Below are 20,206 nucleotides of genomic sequence, written 5' to 3' on the forward strand. Positions count from 1 at the left end.
TTTGCCTATTTTAAAGTCTTTCTGTAATCTGCCGGAAGCTGGCCTGTCATCTCCTTAAACACCTTGCTGAAGTATTTCGGATCAGAATAACCTACCTTAGCTGCTATTTCATACAGTTTTAAATGCGTCCCGCACAGCAGTTCCTTTGCCTTGCCGATCCTGAAATTTTTCATGTATGTACTGAAGGTCAGCCCCATTTCCTTATGAAATTGTGTTCCCAGATATTCAGGAGTGACATTCAGCTTTGAGGCAATTTCATCCAGTGTAATACCGCTTTGATAAAATTCCTGTATCATGCTTCTGACCCGCCTTACCGTCAGATGTGTGATCTCTTTTTCTTCCTCCCGGGGTTTTATACAGTCAAACAGGAAATCTGCCCCGTGTGCCAGTTCCTCTCTCCGCTTTGCCTCCATAATCATCTCTAAAAGCTTCTGCTGCTTTAAAGACTCAAAGTTGATACACCCCAGTTCCTTGGCAATTCCCATTACGGCCCACAAAAAGCGCACATAACATTCCTTGATTTCCCTGGGGGCATAGATCTTACCGTCATGAAAACTGTCATGAAATTCTCTCATAAGCGCTTTTGCCTTATCCCAGTTGTCTGAACAGATTGCCACTTTTATCCTTGTCTCCAGCTCAATGGGATAGATGCAGGGCACCGTCTGAACATGCGTAATCTTGGGATAGGAAATGAGAATTTCCTCATCAAAGGATATATTCCAGTCCATATAAGGGCTGAGACTGTCAAGCCCGCTCTTCAATGCAGCCGCTCCCGTAACCTCTGTCCATCCAAAGGTCATCCTCCGGGGTCTCTGCTTTAGAATCTGCTGCTGCAGCCACCGCTCCAGATCATGGGCATCCTTGTAATGGTAAAGAACTACAACCATTGATTTTCTGTATATAAGATCCAGAATGCAGAAAGACAGATCCGGATACACGGAAAAAACATGACGTAACTGTTTCATGGCTCCATCTTTTTCTTCTTCATAACGGTTTCCCAGATATACATAGATCAATACCAGTCTCTCAGCTTCTTCCATCTGATAACTGTGCTTTAAATAAGCACTTATATCCTCTTCCATCTTCATTCGCCCGTTTATGAAATCATAGAGTATCTGCTCCAGCGTTCCGATCTTTTCAGGCTTCTCCTGCCTGTCCTTTTCCACCTGCAGCTCAACATGTTCCAGTGCCTGTGAAAAATCATTGAGCGAGATGGGTTTCAGCAAATATTCTGTCACTCCAAGCTTCATCGCCTGACGGGCATATTCAAATTCCGAATAGGCACTTAATACGATAGCTTTCGCAGTAATTCCAGCTTTCACCGCATAGCTCATCATCTCCAGGCCATCCATCTTTGGCATTCTGATATCTGTTATCACAATATCCGGCTTCAGCTCTTTTAACATCCGAAGCCCGTCTTCCCCGTTTTCCGCTTCGCCCACAATATCGTAATCCTGCCTCATCTTGCCTAAAAGCTTTTGAATTCCTTCTCTGATCCGAATTTCATCCTCTACAATCAGTAACCTCATGCTTCTTACCCCTTTTTTGAAACTGCCGCCGTTCTTCCCCATTTAACTGCTGTTTTCATATTACTTTAATCTAAATCAGCTGTCAATCCTCCCCCTTTTCCGTGATGCTTTTAAGAGCAGATGCAGCCATGGTTTTCAGCATTTTATGGATTAAAAATCTGGAGTATTCATCAAGATTTCTCATCCGCCCCATCATCAGGGGAAGGTTTTTGTGCCACTCAGATCCGATCTGTCTGATGTTTTGTGTATCTTCAGTATCCAGAACGGAATACAGCGCATTGACAAAACGCTCCCGTTCTTCATCAGAAACTGCTCGCAGCCAGTTATGCAGTGATTTATCCATGTATTTGGCACTTTTCGTTAACCGTTCAACAATTACAAAATGATCCCCTTCTATGATCCATGAAAAAGGATCGTGCTGCAAAAGACCGGTCCTGCTGCTCTTTACGATGGAAAAGCACTCCTGGTTCTCCAGCAGCATGCCAATCACCGATGACTGAGGCACTGTCTTTTCCACAATCCTGTGACTGTTCTCCAGTTCAGGAAGGTCTAAGGTATTTTCCTTAAATCCAGGTCCGTCGTGAGAATAAACCTTCACAATCCGGTCTTTTAACTGCCGGTTTAACTTTGCATAGACATATACAGCCAGATTGCCTCCTTTGGAATGTCCGCCTAATATAAGCTTTCCGTTAAAATGTAAGGCAACCTCTGTTACATAACGGACCGCCTCTTCCTGTGAGGGCAACGGGCATTGAAACGCCATGTTAAAATCTTCCTTCCATCCTGCTAAAGTAGTATCCGTTCCGCGGAATGCAATATAAGCCGTATTTTCATCCAGAAAGACGGTCAAGGCACAAAACTGTTTATCCAGAATGCAGTCCTGTTTTTCCCGGTAAAATCCCAGTGTTAAATCACGATAACGCGGACTTGCAGCCATGGCAAACAAAAGCCTTAAACTGTTTTCTTCAGCCCGGACATCACGAAACATCTCTTTAAAATGCTCTGCTTTCAAAAGGCTTCCAATGGTTGGAAATGTCCCACCGGACTGAAATCCAGGCACAAAAGAAGCAAGACCAATGTATGAAAATCCGGATAGTATCAGGCTGTCAACAGAATGAAACGGTTTTCTGCTAAAATCCGATAATTCATTTTCTGCATAGTTAATTATATTTGCCATTTTACAAAACTCCTCGTTCTTTCATAGACAGTTATTTATTTAGTATCCGGTTTTATTCTTATTCTATCCTAATAATCAAAACAAATGGAAATAAAAATACAGGCATACAGGAAACTCTACGAAGCGTTTATTGAAAAGACCATAACAGGGAGCTAAAATGATGTGGAAAGGACCGCAGACAGACTTTTTCAGAAAGGTTATGACAAAATGGAAAACTCAAACAGAAAAGCATTAAAAGAGCAATACAAAAACAGAGTTCTTACCGGGGGAATATACCGCATTCAATGCAGCGGAGATGATTCATACTGGTTACGTGCCAGTTTCGATATGCAGGGATCTAAGAACCGGTTTACTTTTTCGAAAACAACGGATTCCTGTCCTGAAATATGTATGCTAAAAGCCTGGAAACAATATGGGGCATCCGCCTTTTCCTTTGAACTAGTGGAGGAAATAGAAAAAAAGGACACTCAGACAGATCGTCAGTTTTCAGATGATGTAAACACACTCCTGGAACTGTGGAAAGAAAAATTGACTTTCTGCTCAGAAGAGAACTGATTGATAAAGGGCTTCTGCGCCGGGAACCGGATGGCTCGCGGTACTGGAAGCCTGAGTCTGAATAAAAAAAGGAGAACGCAAATGTCAGACATAAACACTGCCTTTCATCCAATTGATTTCGATAATTGGAACAGAAAGCAATATTTTCATTATTTTACCAAAATGATGCCTACCGGTTATTCAATCAGTATTGAATCAGATATAACAAATACCTTCGATATGATAAAAAAGCAGAACAGAAAGTTTTTTCCCGCTTTTTTATACCTGGTATCAAAACTCATAGCAGAACAAAATGAGTTTCGAATTGCCGATTTAGATGGAAAGCTGGGTTATTATGAGGTTTTACATCCTGCTTATGCATGTTTCCATCAGGACGATAAAACCATATCCAGCATGTGGACGGAATATGACTCCGATTTTTATACCTTTTATGACAATTACATGAGTGACCAAAATAAGTATGCAGATAACCACGGTATATTAGCTAAGCCGGATATGCCACCCAGGAATAATTTTATGATAGGAATGCTGCCATGGATCAAATTTTCCAGCTATACACCGGTCCCTTATACCAGTATCAGCTCCTATTATTTTCCGGTTATAGAAGCCGGGAAATTTTATGACAGAGACGGCAGAAAATGGATGCCGCTTTCTATTACCGTTCATCATGCCGTAGCAGACGGATATCATGCAGGTTTATTTCTTGAGAAGTTTCAATCAGGTATGGCTGCCCCTGAAAAGTGGATTTATTAGCTGGATGCTCCCTTATCTGATATATTGATCAGGTATTGATCCAGCTCTTTGTTCCACTCAATGTACTTTAAATCACTCCTATGATCCGTCAATCCATAATGTGCAGCCAGATAACTGCCTAAATAGCGGCTTACCTTATCGGCTCCGCTGGTATTCAAGTGGTCTCCTCCGTCTCTGCTGTCCCTGCTCCAGTCCATCTTTAATTCCTTAGTGAAAAGGTTTAAATCCAGATAGGGAACTTTATTTTTCAAAGCATAATCATTCACTGTATTATGTCGGCTGTAATCCCAGTTTTTTGGTGCAGTGACTCCTACTAACAGCAGGCTGATCTGTTTTTCCCGGCACAGTTTCACGATCTTATCTGTCCAGAAGGTCACTGTCTGGTCAAGCGGCTCTCTTCCATCAGATTGATTCATATATTCACCGCCCTTATAAGCTGCTACCTTTTTACTATGAAGAAACCCTTTCATACAATCCCGCTGGCTAAAATCCCACTCCTGTTTCCAATCACGGGCAGTGAGCTTTTTCCACCTGTCATGATATCTAAAGACTGGGAAATAGTACTGTGACATCTTTTCCAGCGCATGATTTAATTCTGTCTGTACATCCCGGTGGTGATAGAATAAATCTGTCTCCAGAATTACCAGCTTGGGATTTTGGTGTTTTAATGCATTTTTAAGCATATAATATGCTTCCACGGAGCGCTGTCCCGACTGGCTGCAGACAAAGGATGTTATACCATGATCTTTCCACATCACCATGGGAGAAATTGCTGAATATCCCTCACTGTCGCCCACAACAATCACATCCAGAGTATTGGAAGGTTCTGCCAGCACTCCATTTGCATGTATATCTCTGTCCGCCATTCCGTCTTCCACCGTATTCTTTTTAGGCATAAACAAATAAGAACTCTGAATTAACAACAGGAGAAAAATTCCCCAAAATCCGATTATTTTTCCAAATTTTCTCATTCTGACTCCACTTCTTTTTAACGCCTTAAACAGGCAGCTTCCTCTATCAGAATTCTGCCTGCTTAAAATTTTTTAATTATATTTTAATTCTTTTTAGTTGTGCTCTCCTGGCTTTTACTTTTTGTTATTTTATTATCTGTCTTTTTATTATCTGTGCTTTTTGCCGGCTCTGTTGTTTTAGCAGCCTTTGTTGTTTTTTGCTCATCTGCTTTTTTTGCAGCCTGTGTTGTTTTTTGCTCGTCTGCTTTTTTTGCAGCCTGTGTTGTTTCCTTCTCTGCATTCTTTACAGCGGCACTTGTTTCTTTCTTCTGTTCCGGAGCCTTTTTCTTTTCTTTTGTGACCTTTGAAGAAAGAGTTGTCTCTGGCTGTTGTTTTCCATCCGCTTTCTTATCCTGATTACCACATGCTGCTACCGATACTGACATCGCAGCTGCCATCATAAAAACTGCCATCTTCGTTAATAATTGTTTCATTGTTATCCTCCTGCTTTATGCTTTTTCAAAGTTCTATTGCTTTGATAGTTCACATTTTAACAGTCTTTCCTTAATTATTTGTGATTCATATCTTAACAATTCTGAACTTATCTCCGGAACAAAAATGTGCATGTTTTTAAACAGATAGACTGGTCTTTTTAACTCTCCTATTCCTGGTTTGGAAACAGAAGCCGAAGCCTGTATATTTCTTCATCTATTTCTTCCAGGCATTCTCCATTCATTGCTTCCATCATATAACGTACATTTTCCATGCCGATTTTCGAAGTTTCCATAGGCGGATCCTGATGCCGTATCATGTTACAAATTTCTATTCCAGCTGCATTATCCTCATAAACAGTGCGGATCCTGATCATCTCTTCACGACTGGCATATCGTACAAGATTCATGCTTAAATTATCTATAATCCGTGCTATATAATCCATTCTGACCGCAACCGCAGCTTTCTTCCAATCCAACTCAGTCACTGTATGTAATCCCTGGCTTTCCAGAAATAATACCATCTCAGATAAATAATCACTGAATACACTTTGAAATGTCCTTGTTTCTTCCAGATTTTCTTCTTTGCTTTTATCCATGACCTGACAGTATTCAAACAGGCGGTCTGATAACTCCTTCATCTGCACTGCTTTCAGCATAACTTTATCCAGATAATACTGATTCATATTTTTATCCTTACAGACCTCAGACATAAGAATCTGCACATACATGGTCAACGCAGTAAGCGGAGTTCTCAAATCATGGGCAATACCTATAATCAGATTCTGATTCGCCTGCCGAAGCTCATTCTCTCTCTCAAAATTATACATAAGTGAACGACGAAGCTGATTTAAATCATTTGCAAGTCCTGCTAATTCATCTTCTCCTATTACAGTAACCGGATGTTCCAGACAACCGCCCTGCATAATACCAACCTCATTCTGAAGGCTTTGGATATAATGTATCCGCTTTCTGACTCCCCAAATAAATAATATCATAAATACAAGAAAACTGATTAAAAGTTCCGCGACAAGTGCATACATATGGTACCGATAAGCAAAAGCGCCCTGCAGAAACACCTCTGCTTTTCCATCCGCAAAGATGAGCTGATAATAACTATCTCTGTAGTAGGGAACTTCCATTTCATTATAATCATCCTCGTCGCCCAACAGATCTGATACATATAACAAAGTATCATTCCGATATATTTCCAGATATATCACCGATTGATTTTTTACCCATTCCGACAATTTACGGCTGTCAGAAGGACTAAGATTATTTTTTATCACATAATCCTGCAAGTTCTGAACTGTTTTTACTTCTACTTTTTCCAGATAAGATGTGGTAGTAAAAAAATAATTAATACCTGCTCCCACAACTATATTCAGTATAAAAAAAAGGAGGCATGCAACAGCCGCGCTTGCAAAAAGCAGAAGAATCAGTTCTCCAACAAGGCTTTTTACAAAACAACCCATTTTTTCTTTTGCTGATATCCAAATTTTACCCAATCCGATACCCCTTTCCCCATACAGTACAAATCCGTTTCGGTTCCTGAGGATTTTTCTCGATTTTCAGTCTCAGCTTTCGTATATGCACCATAATGGTATTGTTGGAACCATAAAAATACGGTTCCTTCCACACGCTTTCATATATATTCTCGGCTGAAAATATTTTGTTGGGATACTGCACCAGCAGTTTTAAAATCTGATATTCAATCTCTGACAGTTCCACATTCTGCCCTTCAATTAATACTTCATTATAAGCAATGGAAACTCGTATTCCTTTCCATTCCACAAAAGCTGCTTCTTCTGTTTTTTCATAATTTTTCCCCTGATATACGTGATACCTGCGCAGCAATGCCTTAACTCTTCCCAAAAGTTCTGCATAAGAAAATGGTTTGGGCAGATAATCGTCTCCACCTGCCATTAATCCCAACAATTTATCCGACTCTCTGGCTTTTGCTGTTAAAAAAAGGATAGGAACATTGGAAATTTTACGTATTTCCTCGCATGTCCGGATTCCGGATATCCCCGGCATCATAATATCCAGAATAATCAGGTCGTACTCTTCGGTGAGCATATCCAACGCTCTGTTTCCCGATTCCGCCTCCATAACCGTATAGCCTTCACTGCCCAGTAATACTCTTACGCCTTCCCTGATATCTGAGTCATCTTCCACCATTAAAATATTTCCACTATTCATATTTTCACCACCATTTTCATTATACTTTTTTTATCATAAAAATCTGCTAAATAATTCTTAAATTTTCTGAAGATCTAATTTTACTTTCCGCCATTTTGATATGCTTCAGAATTGTTAAGAATTATTTCAGGATGGATTAATATTTCCATGCAACAATAGTTGCACAGGAAAGGAGGAAACAACTTCAAACATGGTAAATAACTTTAAATACGACTTTACAATAAAAAGAAAAAAGGTAGTAACTGCGGGATTTCTACTGTTACTGACCGTTGTTTTACTTTTCTTTATAAATGCATATGCACAGGGACAATTTCATACCCTTGATTCTCTCAGGAATTATATAAAAGGATTTGGAATAATGGCTCCTGCAGTACTTATCTTATTACAGGCAGCTCAGGTAGTGCTTCCTGTTCTTCCAGGTTTTTTCGGTTGTGCAGTCGGCGCAATCCTCTTTGGCTCCTTCGGCGGTTTTTGGTATAACTACATTGGAATCAGCATTGGTTCTATTATTGCTTTTTTTCTGGCACGGCAATTCGGCATCGGTCTGATCAAAGCCTTATTTACAAATAAACAATATGAAATCTGGTCAGCCAGGCTTGGTGACAGCAAGCGTTTTTCCATTCTATTATTTGCCTCAATCCTCCTTCCGCTGTTCCCAGATGATTTTCTCTGCTATTTTTCCGGACTGACCAGTATAAGTTCAAAAAAGTTTATATGGATTATTATTTTAGCCAAACCCTGGTGTATTCTGGCCTATAGCCTGATTTTTGCAGAAATCTTATAAATGAAATGGAGAAGGGATCTTATGAACAAACATCTGTTAGGATTTTATAACTATACTGTTATATTGACGTATTCAGGAATGCTGATTTCATTCCTTGGCATAATTTTTTTAATAAACAGTATCCAAAAGCCGGCAATCCTATGCCTCATGATTTCCGGCCTTTGTGATATGTTTGACGGCAGCATCGCCGCAACAAAACAGCGGAACCACATGGAAAAGCAATTCGGCATTCAGATAGATTCCCTGAGTGATCTCATCGCCTTTGGAATCCTTCCGGCATTGTTTGTATATTTCATTCTTCCCGGAAGCTTTTTAAACATGCTCGCCTCCTGTACTTATACATTGTGTGCTTTGATTCGTCTTGCATATTTTAACGTCGTGGAAGAAAAGCGCCAGAACTCCAGTACAGAAATACGAAGTGAATATGATGGACTTCCTGTCACAAGCGTCGCTCTGATTCTTCCGGTAGTGTACATACTTCAAAAAATATGGCCCGGGCTGGCACCCGGTATCTTTACAGCTCTGTTGTTTATTATGGCTGTATTATTTATATCCCCTGTTAAAATAAAAAAGCCGGAAATGAAGGGGAAAATTGGATTAATGGCTGCTGGAATAATTATTTTAAAAATGCTGCTGGAGGTACCAGGATGAAAGAATCGCTCTACATACGATTTCTTTATGAAACAGCATTGGGACGCTGTTTTCTCAAATGGCTGACGCAGCCTGGTTTTTCCAGACTGGCAGCCAGATATTTAAATTCACCGGCATCCGGATGGCTGGTTCCACTATATATCAGAAAACATCATATACCGGCAGAAGACTGTGAATGTCAGAATTATTCCAGCTTTAATAGTTTTTTTACCAGAAAGAGAAACATTCTGCCACAGGATATTGAACAGGCGGCCTTCCGGTTTGTAAGCCCCTGTGACGGCTTCCTAAGCGTTTATCCCATCCAAACAGATATAACATTCCGGATTAAGAATATATGCTATTCCATCGAACAATTACTTCAAAATCAGAAACTGGCCGATGAATATCAGAATGGCACCTGTCTGATTTTTCGTCTGGCTCCTCAAAATTATCATAGATACTGCTATATAGATCATGGTCTGGCAGTGAAACAGGTATCCATACCCGGTATTCTTCACTGCGTGCGGCCCACAGCTTTAAATACTTACCCTGTATACATTCAAAATTCCAGGGAGTATACAATTATTAATACAAAGAACTTTGATACTGTTATACAAATGGAAATCGGAGCGCTTATTGTCGGAAAAATTCACAATTACAATAACCATATCTATACAGAACGCGGTGCTGAAAAAGGATATTTTGAATTTGGAGGATCAACAATTATTATTCTTCTTAAAAGGGGAATCATTCAAATGGATGAACGTATCATTGAAAATATGAAAAAAGGAATAGAAACAACTGTAAAATACGGTGAGTGTATCGCATTGAAGCAACAGTGAATCTATTACTTAGTTCTCATATCAGCCATAACATAACAATAATGCATTTAATTACCTGATGCTATCGATCATACTGAGGATAACATTTTTATCAAGACCGGTTTCCCCCGGGTTTGCCGTGATTGAAAATGCATGTTCCCCATTGGTCCAGACAGCATTGCTCACTTTACCGTCATTTCCCCTGATCAAAACTTTCAAGTCTCCGGTCATTATTGTATTCTTTTCTTTGTATTGGTTATAATCACCGCTGATGTCACCGTTTCCTTCACTGTCTTTCCCCTGACGGAATGTAATTTCATTCTCACCATCTTTATAAATAATCTGTACAAGATCGTCCTTAATTGCCTGTATGATGCTCTGAGTATAGCCTTCCGGGATTTTATCCGGGGCTGTAACATGAAAACCTGCGATTTTTTCTGCATCTTCTATTGTTTTGCAATCTGCAAAGGGGTTGGGCATCTGGGCTTTTGCTGATTGTTTTGAGCACGCGGTAAATGATAAAGCCAAAACTGCACTTAACATAATAGCAACTAATTTCTTCATAATAAATTCTACCTTTCTTTTCCGGGACTTTTAATTAATCTATGAGAGAATAGATCTGGATACTTGCCACTTTCTTATTCTTTATGTGAAAGTTCATTACATTTGTATAATCTTTTTCCTCAATGCGGAAATCGTCTTCACCGTTACTTATTTCTCCGCCCAGTAAATTGCCTTCCGGATAAGTTTCTTTCAACGTTTCAAAGCTGTCTCCCACCTTAACGTTTTTCACAGTCATATATTGGGGGCTGGTTATTTCAATCTGATAAATATAGAACTTGTTATCTTCCGCTGCATCAATTGTTTTAATAACAAGTCCGGGATAAAGGTACTGCTTTTCTGTCTTTCCTGTCAGCTGGTCCATGTTTAATCCATCAGAAGAAGAATATGTGTGAGTTTTAATATTTTCTGCTTTTCCAAGCATGCCTTCAATCTTTTGGTCATCTGTTATGTCTAAAAGGGTAATTGTATTTTCCTTGTAAATGAATCCCAGTTCCTTTAAAGCTTCCTCTGTTGTATTTTGTGAATCGCTCATAGCGGTGGTCTCTGCTGCTGCAGAGGAAGCTGCTGTTGTCACTGCTTCGGTACTAGCTGACACATTCGTCGGAGCAGTTGTCTGATCCGGTGATTTTATCCTGTTTTTCCCACAGCCAGCGGATGCACCCACACAGAATACCAAAAAACCGGTTACAATTGAAATTTTTTTAAATGCTTTCATCGCTACTCCTTTCAATCAGTTAAGTCTCTTTATTCCTCTTATTGTACCCGATATTTCTGTTTATTAGCAAATGTTTTGTATAAACGGCTTTTCAGCAGAAAAAACTGCTGCAGTTGAGTAATCCCCGCCTGCAGCAGTTTTTAATCATTTAACTTATGAAACTCATTTACTCCAGCGAGAAGGATAATAAACTTGCATCCCCATTACCCCGGTAAGTCAGATAGATGGCCTGCTTCCCATTTTCCATCTCCAAATCAGCGGAGCAGCTCTCCCATACATTGGTATACTGTATCTGGATTTTAGCAAGTACTTCCCCGTCCCATGCATGTTTCACTTCAAAATACCCGGCTGCATAACCTCTCGTAGTAATCGTTATACGTTTTATATCCTCACATTCAAAATATTTAAATCCGGCAGTAACCCCATCTGTTATATGGGCAATATATCCCGGCTCTTCATCTCCATCTCTTCCATCCTGCATGATTCTGGGAATAAGCACTTCCGGTTTTTGTTCCGTCTGGAACAAATTACAGGCCAGATAAGCGCCATATTCACCTTTTCCCGGCAAAAGACCTCCCATCCCACTGGTTGTAATTTCCACCTGGGGAATCGTTCCATCTTCCAGAATTGAAACAGGCTCCGCGCAGCCCTGACGGCTGAACCAGGTTCCATTGGTGTGCCTGTGATAGAAAATATACCATTTACCCAGAATCTCTACCAGGCTTCCGTGATTATTGGCAGCATAAGCCGTATGCATCCCGGCTGGCTTATAAGTATCAATCCCCTCATCACAATTGCTGACAATGACTCCTCCATAGGTAAATCCGCTCACCGGACTGTCACTGACTGCATAGCACAGTTCATGCATGGCTACTGAGGAATAGATGAAATAATAGGTACTGCCTTTTTTCCTGATCGAAGGTGCTTCAAAGAACTCATGCCCTTCAAAACCGGTACCTGCGCTATACGGCTTACTGGGTGCAATTACGACCGGTTCTTCTAAAACCGTTACCATGTCGTCTGCAAGCACCGTCACCATGGCCCCGATTCTGGTTTCATCCTGGGGACCGCAGAAACCGCAGTAGAGATAGATTTTATTATCCTCTCTTAAAACTCCGGGGTCGAACTGGGGCTGGTCACCAGGCCTCTCTCCCAGGCGCCCCCCGTCCTTATCCCGGACATATCCATAAAATTCATATCTTCCTGCCGGGGTGTCACAAACTGCAACCGATACCACCGGCACCTTATCAAGGACATAGTAAAGATAATACCTTCCATCGGACCCCTTTACCACATCCGGTGCATAAAGACACATCTTTCCATCCTTGTTCATGGGGTCACTGGTTTTCGGATAAATCACGCCCTCATACCGCCAGTTTCCAAGATCATCTGCCGGTGCTGACCAGCAGACGTAATCTCCCAGGCAGAAAACATAACCATTGTAAAAATCATGGGAACCATAAACGTATACTCTGTCCCCAAACACATATGGTTCCCCGTCGGGGATATATTCCCATGAAGGCAAATAGGGATTTACTGCATATTTTTTCATCTTTTCTCCATTCCGGCAATCACCTGTTGTTACTCAGACTTCTCCTTCAGTCTGTTTAATAAAAACGCCATCAGTTCCTCTTCCTTCTTCTGATTCATTCCAATTTTCTCTGTGGAAAACAACATTCCGTCCGGATTTTCTTCCGTAAACGGCAGCCACACCGGCATTGGGCTTCCATTTGCATCTTCTCCGTTTGGATCGCCTGTCTTCACAAAATTTGCCCAGTAATTTGCCATCTGTCTCGCCAGATCGTAATGCTTACCTTCAAATGGCCGCCAGCATTTTGCCAGTGTCTCAAAAAAGAACCATAAATCAACGGAATGGAAGTTCCCCGGATGATCCCAGCCGGGAATATCCGCATCAAAGGTATAGTAATAGCAATTAACCGGGTTATTTTGCCGGGCATTTTCGTGAAACAATCCTCTTACAGCAAACTCGATGCTGCTTATGGAACCGGCATTCCCCTCTTTATCCCGCGCTTCATTTCCAAGCAGCCGGAGAAACTCTTCCTCCTGTCCGGGAAAGAGCGTCTTTACTTTTTCCTTCAGCTCCTCATCGGAATCTGCATGGATGGAATCAAAAAATTCATCTGAGGTATTCCCCGCCATTACCGGAACCAAGGCCCTCTTATTTTCCATAAAACGCTGGAAGGAATTGCCAAAGCAGAATTTTCCGTCAATGACAGTTCCCATAAATCCGCCAAACTGCTCATATTTTTCATGCAGCAGCTTCCCGTCCATCGCTCTGGCCTGGGTAAGGTCCTTTGCTCCGATAAATTCAAAGAACTTTTCACCTGTTTTTTCTGCATCAGACAATGTGTGGCTGAACGGATCCGGATTTTTATCGTATGGGCGGCAGAAAACCCCGCTTAACACAATTGCTTTTTGAAACAGGCCTTGGCTTCTTGGAGTAGTCAGATGCGTCATAACACTGCCTCCGCCTGCGGACTGACCTGCTATGGTTATATTTTGCGGATCACCGCCAAATGCCTCAATGTTTCTGATGACCCATTTTAAACCTTCCAGCTGGTCCAGATGTCCGAAATTGGCCGGAGCATCCGGCTGGCTGGCGGTCAGCTCCGGATGAGAGAGAAATCCAAACAGATTCACCCGGTAATTGACGGAAACCACAATAATACCTCTTCGTGCCAGTCTTTCTCCGTCAAATTCCATTTCAGCAGTATATCCGCATTGAAGCCCGCCGCCAAAATACCATACCAGAACAGGGCGTTTCTCATCTGCTTTCTTTGCTCCGGTCCAGACATTTAAATAAAGGCAGTCCTCACTCATTGCGATTTCAGGGTCCACATGCCATTCCCTGTCATAGATATTATCTCCCAGCCCCGGCACCCCCTGCATGGATATGGGACCGAACCGGTAACAGTCACGGATTCCCTCCCAGTTCTCACATGGTTTGGGCTCCCGCCATCTGTTTTCCCCCACAGGGGGTGCTGCAAAAGGAATTCCCTTAAATGCAGTAATCCTGGGATCGGCTGCCTCAATTCCTCTCACCAGACCATTTTCCGTTTTTACAATCCGAATCATGATTGCCTCCCTTCCTGGCTTACCAGTTTTCTTGGATCAATATGATAGATTCTGCCGGAGACCAGCTCTTTAAACGGTCCAGGTTTGCAATAATCGTTTCCATGAAGCGTACCGAAAAAATCACTGGATACCAGCAGGTCTTTCTTTACTGTTTTAATATCCTCCGGTTTCATCACATAATGATGCCGTTCTCGTCCTCTCATGGTATCCCATGGATATTGATCCGCAGAACGGAACTCAAGCGTATACTGCTCCGTATCCAAATCAATCTGAAAGACTCCCTCCTGCCCCTCTTTATCAAATCCATAAAATTCCTGCCATGCAGGAAGATCAAGGCAGCATGGGGGAGCCGGATATAGAATTCTCAAATACCCCCCGTTCATGGAAACATAAAGATTGCCTTCTGCCTGGTTTTTCTCAGTGGGCATTTTAATGGCTGCTTCCCCGCATTCATAAAAAATATTGTTCATGAAGCGGGCATCTCTTGATGTTCCTCCCCTGAGATTGCCATGCATGCGGAATGCGACCGGCTTTGCAAAATATCCGGCACTCCTGCATTTTGCGATTAAATTATTGGCGATGTATAAATGGTCGGTACCTTCCGCATAAATTGCATAACCATTTACAATTCCGTCCTCTTCCATCTTATACCATCCCGAAGAACCAGTCTCCTGCGGGACACTTCCTGTATCAAATCTGCCTTCCACATTCCAGAATATATTATTATCGATTAAATTAACGCCGTCTCTGGTGCATTCAATGAAAACAGCTTCCCGCTGTTCTATCCCGTCCAAAAACAGATTTTGTGTAATCCGGTTATTTTCATTGCTGCAGTCCAGCCACAAATGATCAGCCCGGAATGTCTTTGTGAAAATGTTTCTTCTGATCAGACTGTTCCTGCAATTATGTATTTTCATGCCTCCGGCTTCCCAGGACAGTTCCATCCGCTGCCAGCCTGTGCCCTCGATCAGATTGTCTTCTATTAAAAGATCCTGGGCAAATAATCCGGCAATGCCGCATACTCCTGCATTCTTAATCCGGCAGCCACGGATTATGGTATTTCCGATGATCTGATCCTCCGGCACGCAGTGATGCCAGCATTCGTTCCCAATATCAATACCCACACCATTTGCCCAATCCACTTCACAGTCTTCAATAATCCAGTGATGCCCCCTGTAACAGGATATGGAACCTCTCTGGGGAACCGGCGCACCGGTGGCCGCATGTGCACAGGTGATCCCCTTTACTTTTATATAGGATAAAAAGGGAATCTCCGGTGCAAAGCATTGCTCCCGGCATGTAACCTCAATAAGATGTTTTCCCGGGTCATCGTCACCTCTTAATCGAAAATGGACAGTCTGGCCATTGGCTTCCACCCAATACGTATTCTCCTGTGTGCCCATCTGCTGGTAAAGCGGCACCTGTACCAGCGGCTTTCCGTCGCTAAATATCAATCCCCGTCTGTTTAAATACGTGGTCATATCGGTTTTATCGTATTCCAGAAACAATCTGTCATGAAGAATATTCACTGCGCAGAATGGATTATACCCTTTAAAATCTTCCGGGTTCAGCTTCAGCTCCCAGATAGAAATCCCTTCCGATAACGCGTCAGAGGAAAAATGGTTCAGTCTCCATCCCTGGCTGGGAATAAAATTCTTTACCTCAACAGAAGCTTTAATACATACCGGTTCTTTCTGCCAGGCTTCATAACAGATCATCCGATCCGGACCGGTTCCGCCCATGGCAGGGTGTACACACTCCCTGTACACACCGCCATGAATCCATACCCTGGTTCCCGGAACTGCAGCTGCAGCTGCTTCATTAATCGTCTGAAAGGGTTTTTGTATACTTCCGTCACGATCTCCCGGCGCTCCCCCCTGATTGCAGTCGACATGCAGTTCCTGTTCATATCTTTGTTCCTGCTCCCAGAATGCGAAGCTTGTGCCCTCCGGAAGTATTGACGTTATATCCATGATTTGTCCTCTCCAGTGAATCCTTTTTCTATTGTTTTACAGCCAGTTTGGCATCCAGCTCAATCTGGTACTTTTCCTTGTCAAATTTGGACAGCTCCTGAAAGCCCATTCCATCCATCTGTGTACACATCTCACTCCACAGGGAATCAAACTCTGCGTCATCCTTTGCATAAATCATTCTCCAGGAATAATCACTGAACAGATCGCTGCACTGATTTCGGATTATGGATATATCCGCCGGATCGCTGGGAAGGGATACGCTCACATTGGGGCTGATTAACAGGATGTTATTCTTCTTCATATAATCGACCGGTTCCGCTGCACCGAACTTCGCCGCCCAGTCTTTTTTCATCTGTGTCATTGTAGCTGCCTTATAAGTGCTCCAATAATCTTTGTTATAGGGTTCTCCTGTATCCGGATCTGTACTGATGGCATCCAGCATCCATTGATTGATTGCATTATTCCCGTCATTAAATCCGCCACCGCCAAATTCATCCGGTACAGTGACATTATCCATTAAAGCATTGTCGTTGATATATGTATATTTTCCGTCACTGCCTACGGTATAGTTAAATCCTTTTAATCCAATGTGCTGATAGGTCAATCCCTCGGGACTTGCATACCAATCCAAAAAATCCATAATTCTTTTATACTTTGCACCATCTACCTGAGAACCGACGGCAAAAACACGTCCGCTCCCATAATAAGTATCTGCATCTGCATAATAAATCTGATCCTTAACCGGCGTATAAATAAATGCTGTGCCATCCTTTAACCGATCCTGTGTATTCCAGAAACCTACCTGCCAGTTATACCACATTAAATACACTCTGCCGGTCTTCATCTTATCGCAGGCCGTATTCCAGTCCTGGGTACCGGAATCAGGATCTACAATTCCTCTTCTGTTTGCATCATTTAAGAAATGAAGCATCTTATAATAAGCACCATCTTTGCTGTTTACGGGGATAAATGTGTTATCCGGCTTTAAAATATTGGAGCCCTTGATTATTTCCCCATACCAGGTTGTCAGCTGTGTGACATTGGCTATGCCTAACATTCCGTCTCCGCCATCCCAGTCAGACCACAAAGACAGGGGGTAAGCCGGATCTCCGGCTTTGTTGGTGGGATGTGCCTTCATCATTTTTTCCAGAACATCTAACAAATCATCCGTATTCTTGATATCCGGGCAACCCAGCTCCGAGTAGAGATCCCATCTTAAAAGCGGACTGGACTTAATTACATCCTGAGAGTATGCGGTGGGTGAAGTATTGGTCATCTGGCATGGAATTCCATAGATTTTTCCATCCTTATTTTCTGGCAAAGCCTTATTTAATACAGTAATCTGATCCTGATAGGTCATTAAATTGGGGTAATTTTTGATATCATCTGTGATATCCTTAATTAAACCTGCTTTTACACAGTCCGTAAAATCCGTGCGTTCCAGCAGCACGATATCTCCTAAATTTCCTGTACTGCAGCGGGTCTGGTAAATCCCGTTCCCGGCAACCTGCGGCGAAATCATGTTCAGTTCAATGTTAAACTTATCCTTTACCACCTTTGCAAACCACCCGGCCTGAGTCCCCTGATAATTTGCCGCAACATCATAAAAGTCAAATGTCATCGGCTCGTCATAGTTTCCTGTACCTGCGGCTGTTGCCGCTGTTGTCGCTTTGGTTGCCGCCGGACTGCCGCATCCTGCCACCATAACTGCCGCCATAGCTGCTGACAGCACCTTAAAAACTCTCCTTTTTACTCTCATACACTGCTCCCTTCTTTTCTATGCAATTGTTATTATCCTTTTACAGCACCAATCATGATTCCTTTTACGAAAAATCTCTGAAAAATGGGGTAAATCAATATGATCGGTGCCACAACTACTATCGTAACGGTCATACGGATGGAGGTGGCCGTCTGGGAATGTGCCAGACTTGCCGCCATCTGTGCTGAGGAGGTGCTGCTATTGGCAAGTGATTTTAACGAGCTTGCCTGATTGATGTACTGATAAAGGGTAAACTGCAGAGTATACAGCCGGTTATCCGTTACCAGAAGCAGCGTATCCTGAAACGCATTCCATTGCGCTACAGCCGTAAAGATTGCGACTGTGGCCAGGATTGGTTTAATTAAAGGAGTAATAATCTGAAAGAATATCTTAAGAGTACCGGCCCCGTCGATTTCCGCCGCATCCTGCAATTCTCCGGGAATGGACTCCACAAACGTCTTGCACAGAACAATATAAAAGGGAGATACCGCAACCGGCAAAATATATCCCCAGAAATTATTGGTCAGATGAAGATTGCGCATTGTGATGTACCAGGGAATAATACCTGCATTAAAATACATGGTTGCCACCACAAAGCGATACCAGAATTTCCTCTTCCACATGGATTCCTTTGTAAACATATACCCAAGAAAAGCAGCGATAAATACAGTGACCACTGTCCCGATCACCGTCCTGGCAACAGAGATCTTAAGAGCTGAAAACAGTCCGGGAATCTTAAGAACGGAAGCATAATTGTTAAAATGAATTCCAACGGGCCATAGAAGAATTTTCCCTCTTTCGCTTAAATCATTGGCACTGATGGTATTAATGAATATGTAGTAGAACGGATAAACGCAAATAAATGTAAAAAATAAATAGACAATACAGGTAATTGTATCAATCACATAATCTTCAAAGCTTTGTTTTCTTTTATGCTTATTCACATTTTCTCTCATTGCTTCCCCTTTCTGCCTCATTATACAAACCCTTCCCCTCTGACCATTTTGGATATCTGGTTTGTCGCACATAACAGCAATACGCTTACAATACTCTTAAACATACTGATGGCAGTTGACAGGGAATATCCCCCGCTACCCATTGCGATGTTGTAAACATACAAATCCAATACCTGAATATAATCCTTATTGAAGGCATTCTGAAAAACGAAGTACTGCTCCAATCCGTTTGTCAGGAAATTAGCGAGATTAAGCATCACCAGCACAAAAAATGTGGGAATCAAACCGGGGATTGTGATGTGCCTGATCACCTGCATTCGTGTAGCCCCATCCACTCTGGCCGCTTCTTTGAGCTGTTCATCGATCCCGGATATGGCCGCTATATACATAATCGCAGCCCAGCCGGCATTCTTCCAGGTAAGCCACAGCCACATTTTAAACCATATATGATTTGCAGACTGGAGATAAAGCTGGGGAGTCTTAAGAACTCCCAGATTCATCAGTAAGCTGTTTACCACACCGGTACTGCAGAATACGCAGTATGCAATGGAATACACCAGAACCCAGCTGATGAAATTAGGTAATGTAGTGGCAGTCTGGACAAAGACTTTAAATGGCTTCCATTTGATTTCATTTAAAAAGACTGCAAAAATCATGGGAAACCAGGAAAATATCAGACTGAGCCCGCTGATGGCAAAGGTATTTCTTAAAACGGCCAGCAGCTGCTTTAGCTTCACATCATTGGTAAAGAGTGACGAAAACCATTTAAGCCCCACGAACTGTTCCATGCGAAGCGGAAACGGCGGCTTGTAATCAAAAAATGCATAGACCCAGCCATATAGCGGATAATACGAAAACACAGCAACCAAAAGCAGAAACGGTAACACATACATAAATTCTCTGAATGCCCTTTTCTTTTTCCTGTCAGTAAACATTCTCATGAAAACCATCCTTTCCTGTTCTTACAGTTTCACAACATTTTAAGGATACGTATCCCCTTTTGTAAATCGTTTTACCTATTAATTGGGATTATATTCCAGTATGTATATATAGTCAATAAATATCGGGCCAAAATTGTGTCATTTGTATATTTTAAACAAGTTTTGCTCTTTATTATTATACTTAATTACTATGTTTTTTTCTTTTCATTTATGTATAAATCGTTTTACAGCATCATTATTTTTACTATATAACTGATAATCAAAAAAACAGATGCAGCTTAATAAGCTTTGATGTGACCCCTATAAGTTA

General features: G+C 41.9%; 20 protein-coding genes. 6 read left to right on the forward strand and 14 right to left on the reverse strand.

Going from position 1 to position 20,206, the window contains the following annotated elements; genetic code table 11:
* Nucleotides 1-5: 5 nt before the first annotated feature.
* Together DS742_RS19775 and DS742_RS19780 are read right to left on the reverse strand one after the other, a co-directional pair.
* Nucleotides 6-1,529 (reverse strand): response regulator transcription factor, encoded by a 1,524-nt coding sequence (locus tag DS742_RS19775; protein WP_170313529.1) that lies wholly within the window; start codon nucleotides 1,527-1,529, stop codon nucleotides 6-8.
* Nucleotides 1,530-1,611: 82 nt separating this feature from the next.
* Nucleotides 1,612-2,706: a DUF2974 domain-containing protein gene (locus DS742_RS19780; RefSeq protein WP_117418694.1), complete on the reverse strand. Its 1,095-nt coding sequence runs from the start codon at nucleotides 2,704-2,706 to the stop codon at nucleotides 1,612-1,614.
* A 162-nt stretch (nucleotides 2,707-2,868) separates the two neighbouring features.
* On the opposite strand from DS742_RS19780, the gene DS742_RS19785 reads away from it, so the two are divergent.
* From DS742_RS19785 to DS742_RS19795, 3 genes are read left to right on the forward strand one after another with little or no spacing between them, the layout of a single operon-like run.
* The gene (locus DS742_RS19785) at nucleotides 2,869-3,261 is read left to right on the forward strand and encodes a GIY-YIG nuclease family protein (RefSeq protein WP_242996641.1); all 393 of its coding nucleotides are present in this window, start codon (nucleotides 2,869-2,871) and stop codon (nucleotides 3,259-3,261) included.
* Nucleotides 3,222-3,326 carry a DUF2087 domain-containing protein gene (locus DS742_RS30055; protein WP_117418695.1) on the forward strand — a complete coding sequence of 35 codons (105 nt, stop codon included), beginning with the start codon at nucleotides 3,222-3,224 and terminating at the stop codon, nucleotides 3,324-3,326. Before DS742_RS19785 ends, DS742_RS30055 begins: the two co-directional genes overlap by 40 nt.
* Nucleotides 3,327-3,342: 16 nt before the next feature.
* The gene (locus DS742_RS19795; RefSeq protein ID WP_242996642.1) at nucleotides 3,343-4,014 is read left to right on the forward strand and encodes a chloramphenicol acetyltransferase; all 672 of its coding nucleotides are present in this window, start codon (nucleotides 3,343-3,345) and stop codon (nucleotides 4,012-4,014) included.
* On the opposite strand, the gene DS742_RS19800 is transcribed toward DS742_RS19795, so the two are convergent.
* From DS742_RS19800 to DS742_RS19815, 4 genes are all read right to left on the reverse strand, one after another.
* Nucleotides 4,011-4,985: a hypothetical protein gene (locus tag DS742_RS19800; protein ID WP_117418696.1), complete on the reverse strand. Its 975-nt coding sequence runs from the start codon at nucleotides 4,983-4,985 to the stop codon at nucleotides 4,011-4,013. The two genes, DS742_RS19795 and DS742_RS19800, sit on opposite strands and share 4 nt — an antisense overlap.
* 83 nt (nucleotides 4,986-5,068) lie before the next feature.
* Nucleotides 5,069-5,458, reverse strand: a complete 390-nt coding sequence (locus tag DS742_RS19805) for a hypothetical protein (RefSeq protein WP_117418697.1) — start codon at nucleotides 5,456-5,458, stop codon at nucleotides 5,069-5,071.
* 167 nt (nucleotides 5,459-5,625) lie between these two features.
* The gene (locus DS742_RS19810; RefSeq protein WP_117418698.1) at nucleotides 5,626-6,963 is read right to left on the reverse strand and encodes a sensor histidine kinase; all 1,338 of its coding nucleotides are present in this window, start codon (nucleotides 6,961-6,963) and stop codon (nucleotides 5,626-5,628) included.
* Entirely contained in the window at nucleotides 6,956-7,657 is a 702-nt protein-coding gene (locus DS742_RS19815) for a response regulator transcription factor (protein WP_117418699.1), read from the reverse strand. The genes DS742_RS19810 and DS742_RS19815 overlap by 8 nt, the downstream gene beginning before the upstream one ends.
* Nucleotides 7,658-7,847: 190 nt before the next feature.
* On the opposite strand from DS742_RS19815, the gene DS742_RS19820 reads away from it, so the two are divergent.
* From DS742_RS19820 to DS742_RS19830, 3 genes are read left to right on the forward strand one after another with little or no spacing between them, the layout of a single operon-like run.
* Nucleotides 7,848-8,441 carry a TVP38/TMEM64 family protein gene (locus DS742_RS19820; RefSeq protein ID WP_117418700.1) on the forward strand — a complete coding sequence of 198 codons (594 nt, stop codon included), beginning with the start codon at nucleotides 7,848-7,850 and terminating at the stop codon, nucleotides 8,439-8,441.
* A gap of 21 nt (nucleotides 8,442-8,462) precedes the next feature.
* Nucleotides 8,463-9,092 carry a CDP-alcohol phosphatidyltransferase family protein gene (locus DS742_RS19825; protein ID WP_117418701.1) on the forward strand — a complete coding sequence of 210 codons (630 nt, stop codon included), beginning with the start codon at nucleotides 8,463-8,465 and terminating at the stop codon, nucleotides 9,090-9,092.
* A complete protein-coding gene (locus tag DS742_RS19830) occupies nucleotides 9,089-9,913 on the forward strand; it encodes a phosphatidylserine decarboxylase (RefSeq protein ID WP_117418702.1) in 825 nt (274 codons plus the stop codon). Before DS742_RS19825 ends, DS742_RS19830 begins: the two co-directional genes overlap by 4 nt.
* Before the next feature lie 51 nt (nucleotides 9,914-9,964).
* On the opposite strand, the gene DS742_RS19835 is transcribed toward DS742_RS19830, so the two are convergent.
* The 8 genes from DS742_RS19835 to DS742_RS19870 all read right to left on the reverse strand — a co-directional run bounded on the left by DS742_RS19835 (nucleotide 9,965) and on the right by DS742_RS19870 (nucleotide 19,896).
* On the reverse strand, nucleotides 9,965-10,456 hold the full coding sequence (locus DS742_RS19835; RefSeq protein ID WP_117418703.1) for a DUF4367 domain-containing protein: 492 nt from the start codon (nucleotides 10,454-10,456) through the stop codon (nucleotides 9,965-9,967).
* Nucleotides 10,457-10,490: 34 nt separating this feature from the next.
* Nucleotides 10,491-11,171 carry a hypothetical protein gene (locus DS742_RS19840; RefSeq protein WP_117418704.1) on the reverse strand — a complete coding sequence of 227 codons (681 nt, stop codon included), beginning with the start codon at nucleotides 11,169-11,171 and terminating at the stop codon, nucleotides 10,491-10,493.
* A 166-nt stretch (nucleotides 11,172-11,337) separates the two neighbouring features.
* Nucleotides 11,338-12,723 (reverse strand): family 43 glycosylhydrolase, encoded by a 1,386-nt coding sequence (locus DS742_RS19845; protein WP_117418705.1) that lies wholly within the window; start codon nucleotides 12,721-12,723, stop codon nucleotides 11,338-11,340.
* Nucleotides 12,724-12,752: 29 nt separating this feature from the next.
* Complete coding sequence (locus DS742_RS19850) at nucleotides 12,753-14,267, reverse strand: carboxylesterase/lipase family protein (RefSeq protein WP_117418706.1); 1,515 nt, start codon at nucleotides 14,265-14,267, stop codon at nucleotides 12,753-12,755.
* On the reverse strand, nucleotides 14,264-16,240 hold the full coding sequence (locus DS742_RS19855; RefSeq protein WP_117418707.1) for a right-handed parallel beta-helix repeat-containing protein: 1,977 nt from the start codon (nucleotides 16,238-16,240) through the stop codon (nucleotides 14,264-14,266). Before DS742_RS19855 ends, DS742_RS19850 begins: the two co-directional genes overlap by 4 nt.
* 28 nt (nucleotides 16,241-16,268) lie before the next feature.
* Nucleotides 16,269-17,999, reverse strand: coding sequence for a type 2 periplasmic-binding domain-containing protein (locus DS742_RS19860; protein WP_117418708.1), 1,731 nt, complete (start codon nucleotides 17,997-17,999; stop codon nucleotides 16,269-16,271).
* Between the two features lie 32 nt (nucleotides 18,000-18,031).
* The gene (locus tag DS742_RS19865) at nucleotides 18,032-18,976 is read right to left on the reverse strand and encodes a carbohydrate ABC transporter permease (RefSeq protein WP_341457670.1); all 945 of its coding nucleotides are present in this window, start codon (nucleotides 18,974-18,976) and stop codon (nucleotides 18,032-18,034) included.
* Nucleotides 18,976-19,896: an ABC transporter permease subunit gene (locus DS742_RS19870; RefSeq protein ID WP_117418709.1), complete on the reverse strand. Its 921-nt coding sequence runs from the start codon at nucleotides 19,894-19,896 to the stop codon at nucleotides 18,976-18,978. Before DS742_RS19870 ends, DS742_RS19865 begins: the two co-directional genes overlap by 1 nt.
* Nucleotides 19,897-20,206 lie beyond the last annotated feature (310 nt).

It is taken from the genome of Lacrimispora amygdalina, assembly GCF_003432035.1.
GTDB classification, from domain to species: domain Bacteria; phylum Bacillota; class Clostridia; order Lachnospirales; family Lachnospiraceae; genus Lacrimispora; species Lacrimispora amygdalina.